1 protein-coding gene is annotated in these 561 nt (G+C 73.3%); it reads right to left on the bottom strand.

What is annotated here, in order from left to right:
- Positions 1 to 561: bifunctional protein tyrosine phosphatase family protein/NAD(P)/FAD-dependent oxidoreductase (locus L810_RS43570; protein WP_042978516.1), on the bottom strand; the 561-nt coding region annotated here is incomplete at both ends.

Here is a 561-nt window from a genome sequence, read left to right as displayed (position 1 = left end):
CGGTAGTTGGACGTGACGCCGTTGCGGCCGAGCGTATCGGCGAGGCCTTCGATCGCGTGCCAGTCGAGCTTGAGCCCCGGGCACACGACGAGCTTGCGATAGCCGATGCGGCGGCAGCCGTCGAGCACGACCGCGTGCGCGTCGGGCTCGAAGCCCGCAACGGCGGCCTGGATCCGGTGCACGCCGCGCGGCAGCACGTCGGTGATCCGGCGTGCGGTGGTCTCGGGCCGGAAGACGCCCGCGCCGACCATCGTCCAGCCCGGCTGGTAGTAGTGGACGTCGGCCGGATCGATCACCGCGATGTCGAGCGACGCGTCGCGCGCGAGCAGGCTCGACGCGACTGCGATGCCGGCCGCGCCCGCGCCGACGATCACGATGTCGTGCCGCGCGTCGACGGCCGGTGCCGCCTGCTTGCCGCCTTGCACGACACGCGACGCGAGCGCGTGCAGGTCGTAGCCGGCCGCGGCGGCCGTCGCGACGATGTCGTTCAGCGGGCGCAGGCCGGCTTGCGACAACGCCCACAGCGTGGCCGAACGCATGCCGCTGCGGCAGTACGCGAGC

This window comes from Burkholderia sp. AU4i (assembly GCF_000466765.1).
In the GTDB taxonomy this organism is placed as follows: domain Bacteria; phylum Pseudomonadota; class Gammaproteobacteria; order Burkholderiales; family Burkholderiaceae; genus Burkholderia; species Burkholderia cepacia.
Note: the sequence above shows the minus strand (reverse complement) of the source record. Positions and strands in the feature narration are given on the sequence as shown.